Source organism: Pantoea sp. USHLN256 (assembly GCF_037149875.1).
GTDB lineage: Bacteria > Pseudomonadota > Gammaproteobacteria > Enterobacterales > Enterobacteriaceae > Pantoea > Pantoea nemavictus.
The window spans coordinates 21,078-42,765 of record NZ_JBBCQO010000003.1 but is presented as its reverse complement, the minus strand read 5'-3'; the positions used below and the strand labels follow the sequence as shown (position 1 = coordinate 42,765).

Annotated in this window: 22 protein-coding genes; 14 read left to right on the top strand and 8 right to left on the bottom strand. The window is 52.8% G+C overall.

The genetic code is table 11. The annotated features are described in order from the left end of the window. Nucleotides 1–16: 16 nt before the first annotated feature. Nucleotides 17–847 (top strand): HNH endonuclease, encoded by an 831-nt coding sequence (locus tag WFL93_RS09460; protein WP_336777996.1) that lies wholly within the window; start codon nt 17–19, stop codon nt 845–847. A gap of 280 nt (nt 848–1,127) precedes the next feature. On the opposite strand, the gene WFL93_RS09455 is transcribed toward WFL93_RS09460, so the two are convergent. Together WFL93_RS09455 and WFL93_RS09450 are read right to left on the bottom strand one after the other, a co-directional pair. After that, the gene (locus WFL93_RS09455) at nt 1,128–2,165 is read right to left on the bottom strand and encodes a S66 family peptidase (protein ID WP_336777995.1); all 1,038 of its coding nucleotides are present in this window, start codon (nt 2,163–2,165) and stop codon (nt 1,128–1,130) included. Nucleotides 2,166–2,374: 209 nt separating this feature from the next. Next, complete coding sequence (locus WFL93_RS09450) at nt 2,375–3,091, bottom strand: helix-turn-helix transcriptional regulator (protein WP_336777994.1); 717 nt, start codon at nt 3,089–3,091, stop codon at nt 2,375–2,377. A 57-nt stretch (nt 3,092–3,148) separates the two neighbouring features. Between WFL93_RS09450 and WFL93_RS09445 the strand changes: the two genes are divergently transcribed. Further along, a complete protein-coding gene (locus tag WFL93_RS09445) occupies nt 3,149–3,511 on the top strand; it encodes a VOC family protein (RefSeq protein WP_293797516.1) in 363 nt (120 codons plus the stop codon). A 94-nt stretch (nt 3,512–3,605) separates the two neighbouring features. On the opposite strand, the gene WFL93_RS09440 is transcribed toward WFL93_RS09445, so the two are convergent. After that, on the bottom strand, nt 3,606–3,788 hold the full coding sequence (locus WFL93_RS09440) for a hypothetical protein (protein ID WP_336777993.1): 183 nt from the start codon (nt 3,786–3,788) through the stop codon (nt 3,606–3,608). 913 nt (nt 3,789–4,701) lie between these two features. Here WFL93_RS09440 and WFL93_RS09435 point away from each other — a divergent pair. From WFL93_RS09435 to WFL93_RS09420, 4 genes are all read left to right on the top strand, one after another. Continuing rightward, the gene (locus WFL93_RS09435; RefSeq protein WP_336777992.1) at nt 4,702–5,394 is read left to right on the top strand and encodes a hypothetical protein; all 693 of its coding nucleotides are present in this window, start codon (nt 4,702–4,704) and stop codon (nt 5,392–5,394) included. Between the two features lie 250 nt (nt 5,395–5,644). Next, nucleotides 5,645–6,499 (top strand): PA4780 family RIO1-like protein kinase, encoded by an 855-nt coding sequence (locus WFL93_RS09430; protein WP_336777991.1) that lies wholly within the window; start codon nt 5,645–5,647, stop codon nt 6,497–6,499. Between the two features lie 297 nt (nt 6,500–6,796). Next, nucleotides 6,797–7,153 (top strand): hypothetical protein, encoded by a 357-nt coding sequence (locus tag WFL93_RS09425; protein WP_007886138.1) that lies wholly within the window; start codon nt 6,797–6,799, stop codon nt 7,151–7,153. 123 nt (nt 7,154–7,276) lie between these two features. Further along, entirely contained in the window at nt 7,277–7,936 is a 660-nt protein-coding gene (locus WFL93_RS09420) for an epoxyqueuosine reductase QueH (RefSeq protein ID WP_007886137.1), read from the top strand. A gap of 135 nt (nt 7,937–8,071) precedes the next feature. On the opposite strand, the gene mgtA is transcribed toward WFL93_RS09420, so the two are convergent. Beyond that, nucleotides 8,072–10,795, bottom strand: coding sequence for a magnesium-translocating P-type ATPase (gene mgtA / locus WFL93_RS09415; RefSeq protein ID WP_007886136.1), 2,724 nt, complete (start codon nt 10,793–10,795; stop codon nt 8,072–8,074). A gap of 797 nt (nt 10,796–11,592) precedes the next feature. Here mgtA and WFL93_RS09410 point away from each other — a divergent pair. The 6 genes from WFL93_RS09410 to speG are packed head-to-tail and all read left to right on the top strand — an operon-like array spanning nt 11,593 to nt 17,117. Next, entirely contained in the window at nt 11,593–13,161 is a 1,569-nt protein-coding gene (locus WFL93_RS09410) for an ABC transporter substrate-binding protein (RefSeq protein WP_336777990.1), read from the top strand. Further along, nucleotides 13,161–14,213, top strand: a complete 1,053-nt coding sequence (locus WFL93_RS09405; protein WP_007886439.1) for an ABC transporter permease — start codon at nt 13,161–13,163, stop codon at nt 14,211–14,213. Before WFL93_RS09410 ends, WFL93_RS09405 begins: the two co-directional genes overlap by 1 nt. Next, entirely contained in the window at nt 14,210–15,067 is an 858-nt protein-coding gene (locus WFL93_RS09400; RefSeq protein WP_336777989.1) for an ABC transporter permease, read from the top strand. The genes WFL93_RS09405 and WFL93_RS09400 overlap by 4 nt, the downstream gene beginning before the upstream one ends. Then, nucleotides 15,057–15,890: an ABC transporter ATP-binding protein gene (locus tag WFL93_RS09395; protein ID WP_336777988.1), complete on the top strand. Its 834-nt coding sequence runs from the start codon at nt 15,057–15,059 to the stop codon at nt 15,888–15,890. The genes WFL93_RS09400 and WFL93_RS09395 overlap by 11 nt, the downstream gene beginning before the upstream one ends. Beyond that, complete coding sequence (locus WFL93_RS09390) at nt 15,883–16,575, top strand: ABC transporter ATP-binding protein (protein ID WP_336777987.1); 693 nt, start codon at nt 15,883–15,885, stop codon at nt 16,573–16,575. The genes WFL93_RS09395 and WFL93_RS09390 overlap by 8 nt, the downstream gene beginning before the upstream one ends. Then, nucleotides 16,572–17,117 (top strand): spermidine N1-acetyltransferase, encoded by a 546-nt coding sequence (gene speG, locus WFL93_RS09385; RefSeq protein WP_007886431.1) that lies wholly within the window; start codon nt 16,572–16,574, stop codon nt 17,115–17,117. Before WFL93_RS09390 ends, speG begins: the two co-directional genes overlap by 4 nt. An 83-nt stretch (nt 17,118–17,200) precedes the next feature. On the opposite strand, the gene WFL93_RS09380 is transcribed toward speG, so the two are convergent. From WFL93_RS09380 to WFL93_RS09365, 4 genes are all read right to left on the bottom strand, one after another. Then, nucleotides 17,201–17,620 (bottom strand): hypothetical protein, encoded by a 420-nt coding sequence (locus tag WFL93_RS09380; protein ID WP_007886429.1) that lies wholly within the window; start codon nt 17,618–17,620, stop codon nt 17,201–17,203. Between the two features lie 84 nt (nt 17,621–17,704). Beyond that, nucleotides 17,705–18,640, bottom strand: a complete 936-nt coding sequence (mmuM, locus tag WFL93_RS09375) for a homocysteine S-methyltransferase (protein ID WP_336777986.1) — start codon at nt 18,638–18,640, stop codon at nt 17,705–17,707. Beyond that, complete coding sequence (gene mmuP, locus WFL93_RS09370; protein ID WP_336778170.1) at nt 18,630–20,045, bottom strand: S-methylmethionine permease; 1,416 nt, start codon at nt 20,043–20,045, stop codon at nt 18,630–18,632. Before mmuP ends, mmuM begins: the two co-directional genes overlap by 11 nt. A 132-nt stretch (nt 20,046–20,177) precedes the next feature. Continuing rightward, the gene (locus WFL93_RS09365; protein WP_007886422.1) at nt 20,178–20,516 is read right to left on the bottom strand and encodes a DUF2002 family protein; all 339 of its coding nucleotides are present in this window, start codon (nt 20,514–20,516) and stop codon (nt 20,178–20,180) included. Between the two features lie 150 nt (nt 20,517–20,666). Here WFL93_RS09365 and WFL93_RS09360 point away from each other — a divergent pair, with 150 nt between their 5' ends. Continuing rightward, nucleotides 20,667–20,987, top strand: coding sequence for a DUF883 family protein (locus tag WFL93_RS09360; RefSeq protein ID WP_007886414.1), 321 nt, complete (start codon nt 20,667–20,669; stop codon nt 20,985–20,987). Nucleotides 20,988–21,445: 458 nt separating this feature from the next. Further along, the gene (nrdH, locus tag WFL93_RS09355) at nt 21,446–21,688 is read left to right on the top strand and encodes a glutaredoxin-like protein NrdH (protein WP_007886413.1); all 243 of its coding nucleotides are present in this window, start codon (nt 21,446–21,448) and stop codon (nt 21,686–21,688) included.

Here is a 21,688-nt window from a genome sequence, read left to right as displayed (position 1 = left end):
TTTCAATGGTGTAGTATTGCGAAATACTTCGCTGATCGGCAATTTAACGCCCTATTTATTCAGATCAGACTATGAATGCAATATCGATTTTTTACTATTAAGGAAGACCGTTGTGACGAGGCGATACACACCAGAACAAGCCGACAGGATGCGTAAAAGACGATACTGGTTTTACATTGATGGTGAGCGATTCAGCAGTGCAGGTGCAGCGAATAAACACGTAGGCGAACGCATCTTTCATGCTGCCTGGAGAGCGAACTTAATTGCAAGTTCAGGCGGTGAGTCGATGCAAATTGGCGATCGGACTCCGCCCGTCCAGAGAGGAAAATATACCGTCGTGCTTGAGCGACGTAAGGATCTCTCTGATAAATCCGTGCGTGATTACGCAGCTGCACGGAAGAAACTTCAAAGCGCTGGCTGGCCGGACGATGAACTTGATGAAATGGATGATGGTGAGATTTGGCTTGAGTACAAGAGTGAACTTGAGCGGGAAAAGCTCGACGTACCACATTATTCCAGTCAAAAAAAATATACCCGGGCTGAAGTCAGGCAAGCTCAGGGACGATTCAGGTGCGCAGTCCTGACCAACTGGGAAAATCAATGCGCAATTTCAGGTACACGACTCGCGCTTGAAGCTGCACATATTATCAGCTACGCGAGTGGAGGGTCTTCAAGTGTAGAAAACGGCGTCTGCCTTGCGGCCGATTTGCACAAGCTTCTTGATAAAGGCCATATGCAAATTGAGACGGGCTGCGTCAGATTCTCCGATGAGGCAAAAGCCGATCCCCGCTATGCAGCTCTCGAAGGTAAGCCGCTTCGTAAGCCACTTATTAACGTTACGTTTTAATGGCTGGGTCTAATCCGTCTTTCTTACCCTGTCAGAAGTTGCATTAAATAGTAGGCGTAGCCACTTTCAGCATTTGTTCTTTCCCATGATTTTTGGACTGCCGGATATTATGTAAAAAGTGCCATCTGAAATCATTTTCGGGTATCCAACTTCAATTATAGTAACGTCCGTTCCTGGCACGGAGCGGAAATACGCGCCCAGCAAGGTCCGCAATGAGCGAAAAGCGGACCTTAAGAGCAAAAGAACGCAAGGACCGCCTTAGTTATTAAAACTACCTTATCTACAACTGCTGAGTTACCGAACTACCATTTTCTGCAAAAAATACCGTCGCATCGGCTCCATTTACCAGGGAGATTTGAGGAGGTATATGACCAATATCAACATCATACAGTACGGGCACGGCAACATTCTCAAAAGCGGCTTTAAGGGCATCCAGATAATTATGTTTAGTTGGGTCGCTTATGCCGGGTGCAGCACTTCTTCCTATAAGAACACCATTTAAGTTATCAAACCAACCCTGTAATCGTAAGCTAATTAATGCGCGTGTTAATTCACAGGGAGCCATTTCCACGTTTTCAAAATAGAGAATTACTCCTTCAGCGCTATTGCTCGCCTTGAACAATGGTAAATTCCCGAATGGTGTACCTGCTAACCTCGATATTATTTCAAGGCAGCCGCCAATCAGTTTGCCACTAAAGGTAAGAGAAGATGTAACACCATCAAGACGTTTCCACTGTGTTTTTTGGGTCAGATTAAAACCTTCATCTGATGCTGTCCCCCATTGATTTTCATCAGCCTGGAATGCAGCTGAAGAGTATTGTTCTATTACAGTTCCACGATTCGATTCCAGAATTTCCCATACAGCCTGAGTGGTGGCATCTAACTTTTGAGCGCCAAGATCCATTAGGTTTGGCCCATGCAGAGTAGCCCAGCCCGAAATCGTGGTTAGTGGAAAATGAAATGTACTTAGATCTGAAAAACCTACAAACCATTTCGGCTCAGACTTGGCTAGCAGATTAAAATCAATTAATTCAATTATTTCCATTGCTAGATCGCCGCCCCAAGGGGGCATGACAGCTTTTATTTCTGGGTCAGTAAGATAAGACATTAATTCTTCAGCGCGAGAACTCTTACTTGAACTTTTATTTTTGTGCTGCGAGCGTAAGCAGTTTCCTTCGCGGACTTGGAAACCTTTTTTCTTCAGGTTTTTGATGGCGAGTTCCAACCTGGGGTGCAGGTGCTCAGGTACGCCAGAAGATGGAGCTGTTACTCCAATAGCATCTCCCGGAACCAGCCTGGGTGGAAAGAGGACGCGCATGTATAAATCCTTTTCAGAACATGTGGAAATCCATAATCCATAAATTAAGCGTGGATGTAAAATCAGCAGGCGAAGAAACCGCTAATTCTTCCATGACCTTAACAACGTCCGCTTTTGGCACAAGGTGGGCTGGCTAACTGAGCTGAAGGTCCGCGGACATATTCATAAATATGGGCAGGCCTAAATATCCTGGAACACTGGCACTCAGTTCAGGCACGCCCGGGAATTGTGTTATCCAGACCCGCACTGCGCCACATTTGGAGTAAGCGATGACGGGAATGGGGATAACTTTCAGGCACAAGCTGAAGAAATGTTAATCGCGTTGCGTCGAAATGGCGGAAGGCATTACGTTTTTCACACCATGCCGCAAGCACAATATCACCAGAGAAGTAACCTAAGGCGAAAGGCCATATCGTTCTTTCACTCACATTACCCAGCCTGTCTGTATAACCAGTCCGGATTTTCTGTCTCCTCCTGATGGCGCTTCGAAGAGAGTTCAGATTTTCAAAATTGTGATGGGCAACCTGAGTTCTTCCAACTAATTGTGTCGATTCATCAAACAGCGTCTTTAACTTTGCGGGCAGACCTTGCCGGATCTTACCCGTAACCTCAGAAGCTGCTTTTGCGATACCTGCGTCACCATATACTGATACCCAACGCAATCCGAGCGCCAGTGCGTCGAGTTGCTCAGGGGTAAACATCATAGGCGGCAAATGATGGCTTCGTGAGAGGATAAACCCCGTCCCGGCTTCTCCCTGAATGTCAGCTCCCTGAGCACGTAGCGCGCAAATATCACGGTAAAGCGTGCGAAGGCTGACGGAGAGTTCTTTAGCAAGCCAGTTTCCGCTTACCGGATATCGATGCTGATATAAAATCTGTAAAAGATTGAGTAGGCGCTCTGCACGCTTCGGTCCTGATGCTGACATGTTCTGTCAATGCTCCCTGCGATAGTGAAGTCTCTTTCTTTTTGACGAGTAACACTCATGATTCCTAACCTGATCATTCTTTATGTTGATAACCCAATCACTAGCAGCGGATTTTACCAAAAGCTATTTAATAAAGAACCAGATGTAATGTTTCCAACATGGGCGGCTTTTTCCTTCAAAAATGGCCTGAACCTCGGACTATGGTCAACAACGGCGAGTGACTTTGCATCCTGCGGTGAAGGTAACCGAACTGAGCTGAGTTTTATGGTTAAAGATATTAAGGAAGTTGATGCACTATATCAGCAGTGGTTAGAAAGCGGTGTGCAGATAGAACAGGAGCCCAGGCAGGCTGTTTTTGGCAAGACGTTCGTTGCGTTAGATCCCGACGGGCACCGTATCCGGGTGTGTATACCGGACTAATAAAGACTTTTACCTGCCCATGTTTAAACTTGAAACGTCCGCTTTTGGCACAAAGCGGACTGTCGATTACGTAAGCCCGGCAGGAAGTGAAACGCTAAAACTCATGCGCCTGTTTCTTACAGTGACTGGTAAATGCCGCTGGACGCAAAGTGAAGGAGCGCAGCGTCATCGCTGCGCCGTTTTTAGTCATGGCGAAAATCGCTACCATGATGGCAGTAGCGGATGAGGTGGTGTTTGCATCTTTCGAAAAGTTGGAATATTTGCGAGCGCGCTGCATTGATTGACCTCTCCCTGATACGTTTGCGCTTTCAGGAGATGGAACGGTGTCAGAGCTGTACTAAAGGTTATTACCGGAAGAGACGTAGTGTCTGACAATCCGAAATGCAGGGACATTAATTCAAGGTACATTCCTGTGATAATACTTGCCGTTACCAAACACCCGCTGCGCTTCACTGACCGCAGCGGCAGCGTATCGAGCCGCCTGCCTATCCTATGCCTACTATAAATCATCCCAGTAAACGAGAACGATTTGCAGCTGAAAAAGAAAATCAGTGGTGAGCTTGCCGTTAACACGCGCCAGTTTTGCAGAATTACAGCTTGCCACACTAATCATAAGTTCTTCCTCAGTCCTAGCAGAATGCGGAAGAATTCATATGCATTAAGTGAGGCGCCTATCCTATAGCCGATTTTTGCGGCTACCTTTTTACCTTGCCAGAATCAATTCGCTTTATGAGGGGAACGCCAGCACTAGCCGCTTATAGCCTAAGCTGTACCTCTATCACGCATATCTGGCTTTGATGGGGTCAGCTGCTACAAGAATTCGCAAGGTGTTAAGATGCTTAGTTTGCTGTTTGAGGGCGTAGTGCGGGAGTGCGGGCATCACTACTTGAAGCGACGCACGAAGCTGGGCATGCATACCAACCTTGACCTGAGGGTAGAAAGCAGCAGCGACTGCCTACCGAAATGTGATGATCCAACAGCAATATGACTGCCCAGAACTGGCGAAAGCCGTTTTTTTGCGGCCATGCTTCACCAGCGGTGAACGATACAGCTCACCATTCATGGATTAATCATCACTTAATTCATTGTTTTTAATTGTAAAAAATACAAGGTGAACATTGTGAAGGATAAATCCAAAAAAAACTTTTTTCACGTATTATGAAGTGATTATTTTCACTGAAGGGATTCAAATGGAAGCCACAAAAAAATTCATCTTAGATGGTTTAGCAGACTTTGGCTTAAGCGATTTACCAGGAAGGCCTTACGACAGTGCCTTTGAACTTTTAGCATCTCCTCCAGATCGAAAGTGCGTAATAATGATGGGATTCAATGGTTCCCTCGTAGATGCTCACATTACCAACGCGCAATCCATTGAGAAAGATTTCGAGTCCCCTACCATCTCAAATGTTCAGAACGGAATCGAAGGTGCCTGGGGAATAACTCACCTCGCGAAGAGGTTGCAACAAATTCCTGTAGGGCTTGGTTATGATTGGCAGGATGTCGTTTACACTAACGCTCTTATGATGTGCTCCCAAAATGCAGCATCCATCCAAAAGGAAGCATTGATGCAGAATCTATCCGTTGAGCAACTGGTGAAAAACTCCATGGGCTTCTTCGAGAATGTAACGCTGCCGCTTTGCAAGCCAGAGGTGATCATCGCATATAGCAATGGGCTAACTTCATTGTCCGCCGCCAGTTTGTTACTTAAACATTTTGGCGAGGCTGGTACATTGAAGTATTCGCATCCTAAAGGGTATTACACCACATACGCCTTTTATGCTAAATTCCACAGCCAGCGGGTTCTGGTTGTGTGTGTGCGGCATATGTCGAAGTTCAAACCTCATGAAGAGTATATTAAATCAGCGATTTCGCTGATGAGATAAGATGGTCCAATTTCGAGTTTTTTATTTGTTACTTTCCTGAATTGGTATACGTTTAGGTATACGAAGGAAACTTGAATTGAATAAAACATTTTATTTTCATTAAGTTATATTCCTTATTCAGACTCCGCCAGCCCACCAAAATTCTCCATCGATGACACCAGAGTCATTCGATGAAGTCCTAAGAGCCCGCACGGCGTAAGCCTTGCGGGCTTTTTTGTATCTGTACTCGTACTCTTTCAAGGCGACTGGAATGAAAATCCCAAACAGACTCCAACCTCTCGTCGATGATGGCTTGATCGACGAAGTACTTCAAAGACTTAGAAGCGGCAAAGAAGCTGACGTATACACAGTTTTAAGTGGCGGTAAAATTCAATGTGCCAAAGTGTACAAAGAAGCCACGCAGAGAAGCTTTAAGCAGGCGGTGAATTATCAGGAAGGACGTAAAGTCCGTAACTCGCGTAATACGCGTGCCATGCAAAAGGGCTCGAAATTCGGACGTAAGCAACAGGAAGAGACCTGGCAAAGCGCGGAGGTCGATGCGCTATTTCGTCTGGCTAATGCTGGCGTGCGCGTTCCCCAACCCTATATCTGCATCGACGGTGTGTTGTTGATGGAGCTGGTCACGGATGCAGAAGGCATGGTTGCTCCACGTCTGAGTGACGTGATGCTTTCGGCAGAGGATGCCGCTGTTGATTTCGCAACCATGATCCGCAACATCGTGCGCATGCTGTGTGCCGGCATTGTTCATGGTGACCTGTCAGAGTTTAACGTGTTACAGGACGCGAACGGGCCAGTGATCATCGACCTGCCACAAGCTGTCGACGCCGCCGCTAATAATCACGCCGAATCCATGTTTGAGCGCGACGTCAATAATATTACCGCTTACTACGGCCAGTTTGCCCCGCAGATACTGCAAACCCGCTATGCGAAAGAGATCTGGCAGCTGTACGAAGATGGAAAATTAACGCCAGAAACACCGTTAACCGGCCAGTTTACCGAAGAGTTGCATAGCGTAGATGTTGATTCGTTGATGGACGAAATCATCGCCGCAGAAGATGAGTTTTATGCCCGTCAGCGGGCCGCCAAAGAGCGTGACGATGAGTAAAAGTTGCTCCAGATTTTAGGTGAGCTAGTCGAGCAGATCCCACTGAGGATAAGTGATGACAGTACAACCATTCAGCGCGGGGTAACGTTGGCATGCAAGCTTAATCTTTGTTGCTGAACGTAAAGCACGTCATTTGTGCTTGCCTCCTGTAAATGCCAACGGCTTAAAATGCTATCTGCAGGTGATTTCACCAGCGAAACTAGACCTTTTTCATTCCTGGTTTATTCTTAAATCTTTCCATCGTGGCTTATGCCAGGATGAATACCTGAGACGACATATTTCAAGAAAGAGGGAATTATGAAAAAGACAATTATTGCAGTATCGGCTCTTCTGTTGGCTTCTTCGGCTTTTGCTGCCACTACACATGCTACTGATGACACCGTCGCTAACGCGCAAGCCGGTGCTAACACCGCTAAAGAAAAACTGCATCAGGCGCAGAACGAAGGTAAAGAGCAGCAGCTGAAAGCTAAACATGCTGCTGAAGGCAAAAGCGATAATCTGAGCAGCAAAGCGAGCGAAGGCACGCAAAAAGCCTGGAACAATACTAAAGAAGGTTCCGAGAAAGGTTGGGATGCCACGAAAGAAGGCACGCAGAAAGGCTGGAATAAAACCAAAGAAGGTGCCAGCGATCTGAAAAAGAAAGTGACTGAATAACGCTCTTTGCCCAATCCAGAGGCCGCGCTTGCGGCCTTTTTTATTGCCCCGTTTTCGTCAATTTTGCATCTTCAGCCTAATCACCTTAGACTTTACGCAACACTCTATTAACCAATAATTCTTATGTCTGATACCTTCACACGCCAGCCGCTCCCTTTACCCAACGGTCACAATAAAGTACTGCTGCACTCGTGCTGTGCGCCCTGCTCGGGCGAAGTGATGGAAGCGATGCTGGCTTCCGGCATTGATTACACCATTTTCTTCTACAACCCAAACATTCATCCGCTGAAAGAGTACGAACTGCGTAAAGAGGAGAATATCCGCTTTGCCGAGCAGTTTGGCGTCCCTTTTGTGGATGCCGATTACGACAAAGACAATTGGTTTGCGCGCGCACGCGGCATGGAGTGGGAACCGGAACGCGGCGTGCGCTGCACCATGTGTTTCGATATGCGTTTCGAGCGCACCGCGCTGTATGCACATGAAAACGGTTTTCCGGTGATCACCAGTTCACTTGGCATTTCGCGCTGGAAGAACATGCAGCAGATTAACGATTGCGGCGTGCGTGCGGCTGCACATTATCCCGATATGCTTTATTGGCAATTTAACTGGCGTAAAGGCGGCGGATCGTCACGCATGATTGAGATCAGCAAGCGCGAACGTTTCTATCAGCAGGAGTATTGCGGCTGCATCTATTCGCTGCGCGACAGCAATCGCCATCGCGTCGCCAGCGGTCGCGAGCGCATTGAAATCGGCGTGCAGTATTACCAACCGGATGAAGAGTAAAGAAAAGGGCAGGATTTCCTGCCCTTCATGTGATTAACGCAATACCAGCGTCAACACCACGATGACCACCATCATCAGCAGCAGATGGAAGACCACCTTATTAAGATTTCTGTTGCGCATGTCACCTCCATCGTCTTAGAACCACTGACCAAAGCGCTTGATGTAGAGCATTTTCATGCCCTGCGCGACGACGCAATAGCCGAGCAGCGTTGCCACCAGCCATGGGAAGTAGGACCACGGCAGCGGCACTAATCCAACCATGGCACCCAGCGGTGAGAACGGCAGCAGAATGCCGGCGATCATCACGCAGGCCGTGGTCAGCAGTACCGGCAGCGCAGCGCGGCTCTGGATAAACGGAATCTTTTGCGTCCGCAACATATGTACCACCAGCGTTTGCGACAGCAGGCCTTCAATAAACCAGCCAGACTGGAACAGCGACTGCATCTCTGGCGTATTCGCCGCAAATACGTACCACATCAGCGCAAAGGTGGTGATATCGAAAATTGACGACGTTGGTCCAATCCATAGCATGAAGCGTTTGATATTACGCGCGTCCCATTTACGCGGTTTACGCAGGAATTCACGGTCCATTTTGTCCCACGGCAGCGCCAGCTGAGACAGATCGTACATCAGGTTCTGAATCAGCAGATGAATCGCCAGCATCGGCAGGAACGGAATAAAGGCGCTGGCCACCAATACCGAGAACACATTGCCAAAATTAGAACTGGCGGTCATGTTCAGGTACTTTATGATGTTGCCGAAGGTTTCGCGCCCCGTCATCACGCCCTCTTCCAGCACCATCAAATCTTTTTCCAGCAGGATGATATCGGAAGATTCTTTCGCGATATCCGCCGCGCTATCGACGGAAATCCCTACATCAGCATCACGCAGCGCCGGAGCATCATTAATACCATCGCCCAGGAAACCAACGGTGTGACCAAGCTGCTGCAGCGTACTCACCAGACGTGATTTTTGCAGCGGCGTGAGTTTAGCGAACACCGAACTTTGTGCTGCAGCCGCCGCCAATTGCTCATCGCTCATTAATGCAATTTGGTCGCCGGTAACGATCGCGCCGCTATCGATGCCAACCTGCTGGCAAATGCGCGCGGTAACCACCGGATTATCGCCGGTTAATACCTTGACGCTGACGCCATTGTCGCGCAGTGCGCTAATGGCTTTCGCGGCGCTCTCTTTTGGCGGATCGAGGAAGGTCAGCAGTCCTTCCACAGTCAATCCCTGCTCATCCGCCACGCTCAACGGCTGCTGCAAACCCGGCTCCGCCAGCACGCGACTGGCCACCAGCAACACGCGGAAACCCTGCTCATTATATTGATGTGCTAGCGCCAATAGTTCTGCACGGCGCGTTTCGTTCAGCGGCTGCACCAGTTTGCCTTCGCGCTCGGCGGTAGCGATGCTCAGCATCTCTTCCACTGCGCCTTTGCAAATCAGCATCTGTTGATTCAGGCGACGATCGCGCACCACCACCGAGACACGGCGCCGGATAAAATCAAACGGCAGTTCATCCACTTTGATGTAGCTGTCGCCAACCGCCTCGCTAACCCGGTTTTTGCCGTACTGCAAAATGGCGCGATCCATCAGGTTCAGCGTACCGCTTTGATAATGGCTGTTGAGCCAGCTCAACATCAGCACGCGTGAGTTTTCCACCCCAGCACAATCCAGATGATGCTCCAGAATGATGTTGTCCTGCGTCAGCGTACCGGTTTTATCGGTGCAAAGGATATCCATTGCCCCGAGGTTTTGAATCGCGTTCAGGCGCTTAACGATCACTTTGCGCCGCGACATGGCGATGGCGCCTTTCGCCAGATTTGAACTGACAATCATCGGCAGCATTTCCGGCGTTAATCCGACCGCCACCGCCAGCGCAAACAGCGATGCGTCGAGCCAGTCGCCTTTGGTGAAGCCATTGATCAGCAGCACCACCGGCACCATCACCAGCATGAAGCGGATCAGCAGCCAGCTCACGCTGTTAACGCCGCGGTCAAAGGCGGTTTGTGAGCGGTTACCAACAATCGATTTCGCCAGGCTACCAAAATAGGTTTCGCTGCCGGTCGCCACCACCACTGCTTTAGCGCTGCCGCTGGAGACGTTGGTACCCATCAGGCAGACGCTGCCCAGTTCCAGCAGCGACGTGCCCTGCTCGCTGGCACCGCTGCTTTTGCTGGTGACATGGCCGGTAACGTCATATTTTTCAACCGGTAACGATTCGCCAGTTAAAATTGCCTGGCTGATAAACAGATCGCGCGAATCCAGCAGACGCACATCGGCGGGCACCAAATCCCCCGCGGAGAGATAGATGATGTCGCCAGGCACCAGCGTAGCAATGTCCACTTCCTGTTTGCTGGGCGCGTGCTGCGCTGATTCACGACGTAATACGGTCGCGGTGGTGCGCACCATCGACTTCAGCGCCTGTGCCGCTTTATTGGTGCGGAACTCCTGCCAGAAGCGCAGCAAACCGCTGAGCGTTACCATCGTCACAATGATGATAACACCGGTCAGATCGGTCTCCTCGCCGTTGCGCATCGGCAGCCAGAAATCAGTGAAAAAACTCACCGCAGCCAGCGCCATCAGGACATAGATAAACGGATTGTTGAACGCGTGCAGCAGCTGCACCAGCGCCGGCGGCGCTTTATCGTGTTCAACCTGATTACGGCCATACACCGCTAAGCGCGCCTCGGCTTCACGCTCATTCAGGCCCAGCGCATCACTACGCAGGCGCACCAGAGTTTCATCGGCAGTGAATCCGGCTTCATCTTCAATCAGGTAGCGCGGCGTTTTATGACGCTGCGGACGTGTGGTATTCCAGGCTTTTTTGTCCTGGTTGAGTTTCATGTCAGTCATGATGACATTCCTCTGTTTTACGGCAATAGATATCCCTGCATGCCATGCACACAAAATGGATGTAATTAAATTAACGGCAATGCGTTATTAAATTAAAAATAACCTGTCGGGAATTTCCATATCACCTCCCGGAAATTAAAGACGAAAAAAGTCGCTCGTTAAATAACGAGTAATAGATAATGACGAGGGAAAACACCACGCAGTCGAACAGCGAAGAGCTGTCTAACGCGCAGCGTAAATCAGCACGCTGAGGTTCAGCGCGCGCATCGAGGCGGAGGGAAAAGTGTGTTAAAAATCATGTGCATGATGATGTTCCCACGAGCTTCGGCCCGTTACAGTGTCGTTGTGAGGGAACAATCATCAGAAGAGAGGAGGATTGCTGCCCGCCGTGTTGGCAAGCAGCGACAAAAAAGTTCGCGCGTCAGCTTGCCTTGTGTTGCCATCTAAAAGGGTGACTGTCCAACTGAACTCTCCTGCTTTGAAATTGCGGCTATTATATTCCGGGACGTAACGAAGTAAAGTTAATTATCTGTAACTCAACACTCATTTAAATTCCGTTGTGGTTGAGTTGATATTAACTATTCCGATCGCCATTAATGGCGCCCCTACAATTATCGCTGAGCTTTTGTCGGCTACGCATTTATGCGTACCGCGTAACCCGCGCTGCACTTACCGCCAGCCTTATAACTGAACCACACGACTTAGATCATTAATGCATATGCATAGCCTGAAATTGACTATTCTTCACTGCTGCGCTCTCGTAAACTCGCGTTACTTTTTTTAGGCAAGGAAACAACATGAAAAAAATTATTCCCTCACTGCTGGTGCTATCGCTGGCAGCCGCCTTCTCTGTTCAGGCAGCGACGCCGAAAGATACCTTGGTTATTGCCCAGTCAACGGATGATGCCGACAGCTTCGATCCCGCGCAGGGCTTTGAGCTCACCACGGTGCAAGCATTCACTAACATTTATCAGCGCCTGGTCCAGTCTGATCCTACCAACCCTACCGATTTGAAACCCACGCTGGCCACCTCATGGAAAGCCGGTGACGATAATCGCAGCCTGACCTTTGAACTGCGCAAAGGCGCACAGTTCGCCAGCGGCAATCCGCTGCGTCCGGAAGATGTGATCTTTTCGCTCGGTCGCGTGGTTAGACTGAATCTCGATCCCTCCTTTATTCTTACCCAGCTCGGCTGGAATAAAGACAATGTTGATACCTTCCTGAAAAAGGTCGATGACAACCATGTGCAGATCAGCTGGAGCGCCAACGTCAGCCCGGCTTATGTTCTGAGCCTGCTGTCTGCGCCGGTATCCTCAATTGTGGATGAGAAAACCGCGCAGGCGAATGCCAAAAACGGCGACTTTGGCCACGCCTGGCTTGGCACCCACTCGGCCGGCAGCGGACCGTACCAGATTCGCAAAGTGGTGCTGCATGAAGCGATTCTGCTCTCGGCCAACCCGACTTCCCCGGCGGGCGCACCGAAGCTGAAAAACATCCTGATCAAAAACGTACCGGAACCGGCTGCGCGTCGTCTGCTGCTGGAACAGGGTGATGTAGACATCGCGCGTAACCTCGGCGCGGATCAGATCGCCTCGCTGAAAGGTAAAGCCGGCGTGAAGACCGAAGCGATCCCCATGGCATCGCTCTACTACATCCAGTTCAACATGGGTGAAAATCCGGTGCTGAAGAATCCGGCGCTATGGGAAGCGGCTCGTTACCTGTTCGACTATAAAGGTATCGCTAACGACCTGCTGAAAGGCCAGTTCGACGTGCATCAAACCTTCCTGCCGAAAGGTTTCCTCGGTGCCATTAACGACACGCCGTACAGCTACGATCCTGAAAAAGCCAAAGCGATTCTCAAGAAAGCCGGCCTGACCAACGTCAGCTTTACGCTTTCAACCAGCAACCAACCGCCGTATCTCGACATCGCCCAAGCGCTGCAGGGCAGCTTCGCCAAAGGTGGCGTGAAAGTGGAAGTGCAGCCGGGCCTGAGCTCTGAAGTTTCCACCCGCGTGAAGGCGCACAAATACGAAGCCACCCTGAACGCCTGGGGCGCAGACTATTTCGATCCCAACACCAACGCCGCGTCCTTCGCGTACAACCCGGAAGATGGCAGTAAAACCGTGGCTTACCGTTCTGACTGGCACATTCCAGAGCTGAACAAGCAAACGCTGGCGGCCACCGCCGAGAGTGACACGAACAAGCGCGTTGAGCTGTATCAGGCGATGCAGCGTGAAGTGCTGAAGAACTCACCGTACGTGATTGGCTTGCAGGCAAAAAACCTGATTGCGCTGCGCGACAATCTGCAAGGCTATGTGCAAGGCATCAATCCAGACATGGTGTATTACTCGCAGGTCTCTAAGTAATGGCAGTGTCAGCTTCACAGGCCGGGTTCGCCCGGCCGCTCTGGCAACGCGTTAGCCACCTCGTCACTAGCCTGCTGTCGCTGCTGGTGACGTTGATCGGTTTGTTAGCGTTCACTTTTATGCTGTCGCACCTGTCGCCTGTCGATCCGGTGCAGCAGATCGCCGGCGATCACGCCAGTGAAGCCACCTATGCGCAGGTGCGCCACGATCTCGGTCTCGATCAGCCGGTGCTGGTGCAGTTCTGGCGCTACATCAGCCATCTGGCACGCGGTGATTTGGGCTTGTCGCACCTGACCAATCAGCCGGTCAGCGCCGACCTGATGCGCACCTTCCCTGCCACCCTTGAGCTGGCAACCTGTGCAATGATTTTTGCCGCGGTGTTCGGCATTGCCTTAGCGCTGCTGGCAGCGTGGAAGCCAGGCAGCATCATCGATAACGTCGCACGTTTTGTTTCGCTACTCGGTTACTCAGTGCCGGTGTTCTGGCTCGGTTTGCTGGGTTTGCTGCTGTTTTACGCCGTGCTGCACTGGTCGGCCGGTCCGGGCCAGCTTGACGACATCTGGATCTACACGCTGGAGCCGAAAACCGGCTTTGTGCTGATTGATAGCTGGATGTCCGGCGATCCCGAGATGTTCCGCAATGCGATTGCCCATCTGTGGCTGCCGGTGGTGATTCTTGGTCTGCTGGCGATGGCGGGCATTACGCGCCTGCTGCGTGCTGCGTTGCTGGAAGAGAGCAACAAAGAGTATGTGGTACTGGCACGCGCCAAGGGCGCCAGCCGTGGCCGCATCCTGCTGCGCCATATTTTCCCTAACGTGCTGGGCACGCTGATTACCGTTATCGCCCTCTCCTACGCCACGCTGCTGGAAGGTTCGGTATTGACTGAAACGGTATTTGCCTGGCCGGGCGTCGGTCGCTACATGACTAACGCACTGTTTTCCTCTGATGTACCGGCGATTCTCGGCTCAACTCTGCTGATTGGTAGCTGCTTCATTCTGCTCAATGCGCTGGCCGATGCCCTGACCTGGTTAACCGATCCGAGGACCCGATGACTCAACTACTCTCTGAACTGGAAACGCTGCGCCCGCGTCGCCGTCGCGCCCGCATGACCTCGCTCACCATTGGCTTGACGCTGGTGCTGATTGTGGTGGCGATGGCGCTGTTCGCGCCCTTGCTGGCGCCGTTTGATCCCAATGCGCAGATCATCTCCCAGCGTTTACAAGCGCCGTCGGCGCTGCACTGGTTCGGCACCGATGGCTTTGGCCGCGATTTGCTGTCGCGCGTCATCTACGGCGCACGCCCGACGCTGCTGCTGGTATCGCTGATTCTGGTGCTGACCATTCCGGTTGGCCTGCTGGTCGGTATCACCGCCGGTTACGTCGGCGGCTGGACCGAGCGCGTATTAATGCGCATCACCGATATCTTCCTGTCGCTGCCGAATCTGGTGATCGCGCTGGCGCTGGTGGCCATGCTCGGTCCGGGTTTGATGAATGGCGCGCTGGCGCTGGCGCTCACCAGCTGGCCGCCGTTTGCACGCCAGGCGCGTGCAGAAACGCTGGCGCTGCGCCGCAGTGATTATCTTGCTGCCGCGCGGATGCAGGGCATCACCGGCTTGCGCCTGATGTTTGGCCATATTCTGCCGCTGTGTATGCCAACGGCGGTGGTGCGCGCCGCGCTGAGCCTCGGCGGCATTATTCTGTCTGCCGCCGGATTGGGCTTCCTCGGCATGGGCGTGCAACCGCCTACCGCTGAATGGGGGTCGATGGTGGCCGAAGGCAGTAAAGTCATTTTCGACCAATGGTGGGTTGCCGCCGCGCCCGGTGGTGCCATTCTGTTCGCCAGCCTGGCGTTTAACCTGACAGGCGATGGCCTGCGTGACCGACTGGATACTCGCCATGCCAAATGATCTGTTAATTGACGTACAGAGCCTGACCATCCGCAGCGATGATGCGCTGCTGGTCGATAACATCGGCTTTCAAATTGGCCGTGAGCGTGTGGCGCTGGTGGGGGAGTCCGGTTCCGGTAAATCGCTAACGGCCCGCTCGCTAATGGGCTTGCTATCGCCTTCGCTGCAGCTGCAGGCCGACCGTTTGCAGATTGTCGGCACCGATGCATTGAGCCTACGCGAGCGCGACTGGATCCAGCTGCGCGGCAGTAAAGTGGCGATGGTGATGCAGGATCCGAAATACGCGCTCAATCCCACGCGCACCATTGGCTGGCAGGTGGAAGAGCCGCTAGTGCTGCACCACAAACTGAGCCGTGCCGAGCGCCAGGAGAAAGTGTGCGAGATGCTCGATGCGGTCGGCTTGCCCGATCCGCGTCAGCTGATGAAGCGCTATCCGCATCAACTCTCTGGCGGCATGGGACAACGCGTGATGCTGGCGATCGCCCTGATTACCGATCCCGAATTGCTGATCGCCGATGAACCGACGTCGGCACTTGATCATGCCATGCGCGATCAGGTGTTGGCGCTCATTCGTCGTCTGGTAGAACAGCGCAACATGGGTTTGCTGCTAATCAGCCACGATCTGCAACAGGTTGCTGAACACTGCGAGCGCGTGATGGTGATGTATCAGGGCCGCGTGCTGGATACCTTGCCGGCCGCCGAGCTGGCTAATGCCAGCCATCCATATACCAGTACCTTGTGGGCCTGTCGTCCGAGCAAAGCCACCCACGGTGAACGTTTACCGGTACTCGATCGCGCCGCGCTGGAGAGAAATTATGATTGAGTTATCCAACCTGAGCGTGTCGCACAAGCAAGGGTACGAGTTGCGTACCGTGGTGCACGACGTGTCGCTAACGGTCGCGGCCGGTGAATGCTTTGGTCTGGTGGGCCCATCCGGCTGCGGCAAGTCGTCGCTGCTGTGGGTGCTGGCCGGGTTAAACCCACACTGGAGCGGTGCCATGTCGCTGGCAGGCAGCGCAGTGCAACCCGGCAAAGCTTTCACCGGCCAGCTGCGCCGTGACGTGCAAATGGTGTTTCAGGATCCTTATGCCTCGCTGCATCCGCGTCATCGTCTGCGTCGCACGCTGGCGGAACCACTGAAAATGCTGAAGCGTGATAGTATCGACGACCGGATTAATGCCGGTTTCCGCCATGTCGGGCTGGATCCGGCGCTGGCGGATCGCTATCCGCATCAACTTTCGGGCGGCCAGCGTCAGCGCGTCGCCATTGTGCGCGCGCTGCTGCTGGAACCGAAGATCCTGCTGCTGGATGAGCCGACCTCGGCGCTGGACATGTCGGTCCAGGCCGAGATCCTCAACCTGCTCAACGATCTCAAGCAAAAAGATGGTTTAACCATGGTGCTGGTCAGTCACGATCCCGACGTGATCGATCACATGTGCGATCGCGCGGCGCGTATGGCGCAGGGCCGCATCGTGGAGCAACACTCAACAACAAGGAACACCGTATGACGGTTAAGTTACGTCCGCTGGAGCGCGAAGATTTGCGCTTTGTGCACCAATTAGATAACAACGCCAGCGTGATGCGTTACTGGTTTGAAGAGCCGTACGAAGCGTTTGTCGAGCTTTCAGACCTGTATGACAAGCATATTCATGACCAAACCGAGCGTCGCTTTGTCGTGGAGCACGACGGCCACAAAGCCGGCCTGGTGGAGTTGGTCGAGATTAATCACGTGCATCGCCGTGCTGAATTTCAGATCATCATCGATCCTTCACATCAGGGCAAAGGTTTAGCCACCAAAGCGGCGAAGTTAGCGATGGATTACGGCTTTTCGGTGCTGAATCTCTACAAACTCTATCTGATTGTCGATCAGGAGAATAAGAAGGCGATTCACATTTACACCAAGCTGGGTTTTGAGGTGGAAGGCGTACTGAAGCACGAATTTTTCATCAACGGCGAATACCGCAACACCATCCGCATGTGCATTTTCCAGCAGCAATATCTGGCGCAGCATAAGCCCGCCACTGCGATGGTGAAGCCTACCGCGCAGTAATGACGATGTGGTCGCCATGAATGGCGACCTTACGTTAATGTAACCGGGTTTTCGTAGGGTGCGCATTCATGCGCACCTGTATATCAACCGCGCGCACCCACCACGTTCAGCTTCGGCTGCGGATGTTCAGGCTTCAGATCGTACATGCCGCCATAGAAGGGATCGACCAACAGCCAGCCGGGGAAGCCCAACAGCGGGATATTGCCGATCAAATACCACAGATTGGCATTGGCCTCGATCGGCAACGTCACCGGCACGTAGCCCGGGCTCTCCAGCATCACCTGATAGTGCTTCTTACCAAAATAGTTACCGGTGGATTTTGCCAGCTCGACGGTTTGCGGCGTATAACCCTGCGCTACCGCGCGGCCGTTCTCATCCTGCACGGTGAAACGTGCGCCTTGCGGCACGGAGTCGATTTTTACCGGTTGCGTTTCAGTGCCGACAATGGTGGCACAGCCGCTCAGCAGCAGCGCACAGGCAGGAAAAAGGTGTCGCAGGTTCATAGCAGGTCCGCTTCAGCATCAGAAAGGAGAGTTTACCTCGCCCTTCTGTGCTTAATCGCGCTATCACTGATGATTTTCTGCGCTTTATTGCGGTTGACAACAGGCGGCAATCGCGGCGATATCCTGCGGCGTGGTGCGGCAGCAGCCGCCAATCAGACGCGCACCGGCCAGCTGCCACTCGTGGAACTTGTCATGCAGCGTGCAACCCGACGGTGCCGAGTGCCAGGTTTTGCTGCTGGCATCATATTGCTCACCGGAGTTGGGATAGACCAGCAGCGGCTTATCGCTCTGCGCCTGCAAGCTGCGCAGGGCCGGCGTTACGCTCTCTAGCGCTACGCAGTTGATGCCAATCGCTACCACCTGCGGCGCGCCATTCACCAACTCGGCCACTTGGCTCAGCGGCGTTCCGTCGCTGATGTGCTCAGCATCACGCAAGGTAAAGGAGAACCACGCGCTGCTGTCCGGGAACTCGGCCAATAAGCTTATCAGCGCCTGCGCTTCGGCAAACGACGGCAGCGTTTCACATGCCAGCAGATCAACTCCCGCCTCCAGCAATGCCTTCACGCGCGGACGATGGAACGCTTTCATCTCCTCTTCTGGCAGCGCGTAATCACCGCGATACTCGGCGCCATTGGCCAGAAACGCGCCATACGGCCCGACAGAACCGGCCACCAACAGCGGTGCGGTGCTGGCAGATGATGCGCGATAATCGTCGCGCGCACGCTGCGCCAACTGCACGCTCTGTTTGATCAGTGCCAGCGCCTGCGCTTCATCTAATCCGCGCGCGGCAAACCCCTGCGGCGTGGCCTGATAGCTGGCGGTGATCGCCACATGTGCGCCTGCGGCAAAGTAGTCGTGATGCACCTGATAAATCAGCTCTGGATTTTCCATCAGCACTTTGGCCGACCACAGTGCATCAGCCAGATTGCAGCCGCGCGCCTCCAGTTCTGTCGCCAATGCACCATCCAGAATCAGCGTGTCAGTGTGGGTTAGTGCCTGCGCGATGGGATTACGCGACATCGTTGGCCTCCTCAGCCTTGTGAGATGATTTACGTCGTTGGGTGACATGGTAGGCGGCATAGCAGAACAGCACAAATGGAATGCCGCACCACAGCGCAATGCGCTGCGACGGATCGAACGCTAAACCGATGCATGCCAACAGGCACAGCAGGAAGCCGAGAATCGGCGTTAGCGGGTAAAGCGGTGCGCGATAAGCCAGCTGTTGCAAAGTACCGCCCGCCTGCAGATGACGACGGCGGAACACATAATGTGAGGCGCAAATGCTCAGCCACACCGCCACTACGGCAAAGCCGGAGATCGCCGACAGCGCGACAAACACCGTATCCGGTGCAATGACGCTGGAGAACAGCGCCAGCAGCCCGCCAATCATACTGACCGTTAGCGCCAGCACCGGAATGCCACGCGGGTTCACGCGCGCAAAACAGCGCGGCAAGGTTTTCTCATTGGCTAGCGACCACAACATACGACCTGAAGCATACAGGCCCGAGTTGGCGGCCGAAAGAATCGCCGTGAGGATCACGAAGTTGAAAATATCCGCTGCATACGGAATGCCGATCTTTTCAAACACCAGCACAAACGGACTTTTGACGATCCCCGCCTGATCCATCGGGATCAACGCCGCCAGCACGAATACCGTGCCGATAAAGAAGATGATCAAACGCGCGACCGTCGTGCGGATCGCCAGCGGCAGCGCTTTTTGTGGCTGTTCGGTTTCACCGGCGGCGATACCGATCAATTCCGTGCCCGAGAAGGCGAAGTTTACCGCCACCATGGTCATCAGAATCGGCAAAGTGCCGTGTGGCAGCCAGCCCGAGGCGGTGAGATTGTGCAAGCCGGGCGCGGCGCTGCCATCTTTCATCGGGATAAAACCGAAGATGGCACCGGCCCCGAGAATGATAAAAGCGATGATGGTGATCACTTTAATGATGGAGAACCAAAACTCGCCTTCGGCAAAGAAGCGCGTCGAGACAATGTTCAGCAGATAAATGGCGATGCAGAACACCAGACACCATAGCCACACCGGCACGCTCGGGAACCAGTACTGCATACAAAAGCCGGCGGCAGTCAGGCTGGATCCCAGCGCAACCGTCCAGGTGAGCCAGTAGAGCCAGGCGACGGTATAACCGGTTGCCGGGCTGAGATAGCGTGCGGCATAGACATGAAACGCGCCGGTTTCCGGCATCGCTACAGCCAGCTCGCCGAGGCACACCATCACCAGCCATACCACCAGCGCGCCAATCAGATAAGCCAGCAAGGTGCCAGCCGCGCCGGTAGTTGAGATGATGTAGCCGGTATTGAAGAACAAGCCGGTACCAATCACACCGCCGAGCGACAGCATCACCAGATGCCGTACTTTCATGGTGCGCTTAAAATTTTCCTGCGGGGGCGAATCCTGAGTTTGCATCATTTTTATCCGTATGGACGTCTGAACATCTATATGGACACAGGGTTATACGCGTCGGCGTGGCGATTTGCAACGTGGTAGAAGGTAAGGATTTGGGGAAGGTGTGCGGCCCCGCAACCACGGGGCGCAGCATCAGGCGCCGAAAACGCCCTGCAGATAACGCTCAAGCGCCACGCGCGAGCTGAAGCCGTGCGGAATGCCGTAATGCTCCTGCGAATCGCCCATTAAGTAGAGCGGGAATTGCGTGTAGTGATCGCAGGTTTTCATTTCCGACGCCGGTTCAGCAAAGCCGTGGCTTTTCTCTTTCAGCGTAGGGTGAATAATCAACGCAGTACGTCCCATGCGCGCTTCGCGATTAACGTAGACATAGTTTTCGCCGCGGCGATAACCGTAAATTTTTGGCGTCTGGGTATCCATTTCGAAGCCCGCTTTCTCTAGTACGCGTGCTACCTCATCGGGTCGTAAATACATGCTTGCTCCTCTCTTCTCACAGCCCCGCAACCTTACAACAGCAGGATGGCATGGGCATTCGGAATTTTCCCTAAAGCCTGGCACATCCCTGCGTTTAATCACGCTTCGTCTACACTGAGTATTACGTTTTAAATCAAAGGGAGCTAAAAAATGTTTAATCGAAGCGTAAAAAACGATGACATTGATATCAATCAGGATGTAAACGAACTGGCCGATTCGCTAGAGGCGTTACTTAAATCTTATGGCAGTGAAGCCAAAGACGAGGTTGATAGTGCACGCAGCCAGGCGCAGGCGCTGCTGAAACAGACGCGTGCCAAACTGAGCGGCGGTCAGAGTCGCGTGTCACAAGCGGCACGTGATGCGGGTACTCAGGTTGATGCTTATGTGCATGACAAACCGTGGCACGGCGTTGGTGTTGGTGCTGCGGTAGGTCTGGTGCTCGGCGCGCTGTTGGTGTCTTCTCGCCGATAAGCGTGTCATTGCATGCAAACAGCCTCGCCTTGTGCGGGGCTTTTTTGTGGGTGCGATCTGTGCGCTTTGGCCCTCACCCTAACCCTCTCCCGCAAGCGGGAGAGGGGATAGCTAGGTGGTTCATTAGTTTATATCGAAGCTCGATCGGCTCCTTCTCCCGCTGGCGGGAGAAGGCTGGGATGAGGGCCAAACCGCACAAAATTCGACCTAACCTCCCCCCTCAATCCCTTTACAAAAAATTTTTCCGGCCTGGAAGGCGCATGATCTCTGGCCTTAGCGATTATCCGACGTTCAAAATCACAAAACCCTATATCTGGTGGGCTTGACCACCAGAAGCACTACATCTAGTATTCAACCCATCAACCAGCTACCAAATGTCGTCAAGGACGAAGTTCGATGCAAACCGGATTTTGCTTCGTATCTCGCAATCTGACCGCCATCAAAGGGAAATACGAATCATGCGCATTATTATTTACACCAAAGACAACTGTGTCCAGTGCAATGCGACAAAAAATGCCATGGACCGCAAAGGTATCGACTATCAGCTGATTAACCTGGATAGCCAACCTGAAGCCATCGACAACCTCAAATCCCTTGGTTATCGCCAGGTGCCGGTGGTGATGACGCAAGACGATCACTGGAGTGGTTTCCGCCCCGACAAAATCGCCGGCCTGCGCCAGCTCGCAGCGGTCGGGGGATAA